We start from the raw sequence: 1,247 nt of genomic DNA, 5'->3' as shown, positions 1-1,247 counted from the left end.
GGGTGAGGCGGCGGGTGAACCAGACGGTCTTGCCGGACGGTGCGGGGCGCGCGCCGAAGTCGGTGGCGAGGGCGGCGACCAGGAGCAGGCCGCGGCCGGCCTCGGACCAGTCCAGGACGCGGGGCGGCCCGTCCGGGACGCCGGGCGCGGCGGGGTGGCCGTCGCCGATCTCGCCGGCGACGCTCGCGCCGCCGGGTGCGTCGTCGAGGCGGAGGGCGAGGCGGACGGGTCCGGTGCCGTGCACGACGGCGTTGGTGACGAGCTCGTCCACGATGAGGACGATGTCGTCGACGTCGCCGGTGCCGGTGACGTTCCAGGCCCGCAGTGTCCGGGTGGTGAGGTCGCGGGCGCGGGACGCGGCGCGGGCCTCGGCGGCCAGTTCCCAGGCCGCCGCGCCCGGCCGGATCTCGTCACGCCCGGTGCCGTGGTTCGTGCCGCTGCTCGATTCTTCGCCGGTGCCGGTGTCCGCCGCGCCGTCCGGCGCCGCGGTCGTGGTCGTCGTCCCCGTGGTGTGCACTGCCCCGTCTCCTCACCCTCTGGCGGTTCCGCACGGGCGATGCCGTGGAGGTGCGGCCGGGCCGGCGGGTCCCCGCGCCGGCGGGTGGCCGCTTCTCCGGCATTTCCCCGATTCGGTTCATATTGGTTGACGCGTCCGTGCGGGGGCCGGTGCACGGCCGCAGGGAACCCTCACTCCGAGGTGAGGTGAACTTCACATCCGGGGTGGCGGTGGAGGAGGCACCCGCCGGGAGCCGTTACAGTGGATACGTCGGTGTGGCATGTGTCCCCCGGGCTCTAATTGATGCCTTCGGGGAATACCGCCGGTCCCACGCGGTCCGGGCTGGAGCTTCGTTGTGCCTTTCGCCGTGAGGCGACCACCACACCGGCGTGAACGCCGAGGCCCCGGCGAGTTCGTCTCGCCGGGGCCTCGGCGTTTCGCATGTCCGGGGTGCGGGAGCGTCTCGGACGACCGGGCGGCCACGAAGCTGCGGCCGGGGTTCTGCGGCAGGGGTTTCGCGGCGGGTGCCGGGGCTTACGGGGGCGCGGTCACAGGGCCGCGGCGGCGATGCCGGCGCCGATCGCGGCGAGCACGACGATGACGGCTGCCGCGGCGAGCGCGATGGTGCGGGCCCGGCGGCCGCGCGGGACGCCGAGCCGTGCGAGCCGGTGCGCCAGCCGCGGGTCGTCCTCGCTCAGGCGGACCTCGATCTGCGTGAGGATCCGCTGCTCCTCCATCGACAGCGCCATGC

Annotated in this window: 2 protein-coding genes; both read right to left on the bottom strand. The window is 75.1% G+C overall.

The window, feature by feature from the left end:
• Positions 1-517, bottom strand: a 517-nt coding sequence (locus E1293_RS47040) for an ATP-binding protein (RefSeq protein ID WP_132206648.1), incomplete at its 3' end; no start/stop codon positions are given.
• Positions 518-1,044: 527 nt separating this feature from the next.
• Positions 1,045-1,247 (bottom strand): DUF3040 domain-containing protein (locus tag E1293_RS47035; RefSeq protein WP_132206646.1); only part of this gene is annotated, 203 nt, incomplete at its 5' end.

Origin of the sequence: Actinomadura darangshiensis (genome assembly GCF_004349235.1) — a bacterium.
GTDB classification, from domain to species: domain Bacteria; phylum Actinomycetota; class Actinomycetes; order Streptosporangiales; family Streptosporangiaceae; genus Spirillospora; species Spirillospora darangshiensis.
The sequence above is the reverse complement of the archived record's forward strand: the minus strand, read 5'-3'. Positions and strand labels throughout refer to the sequence as shown.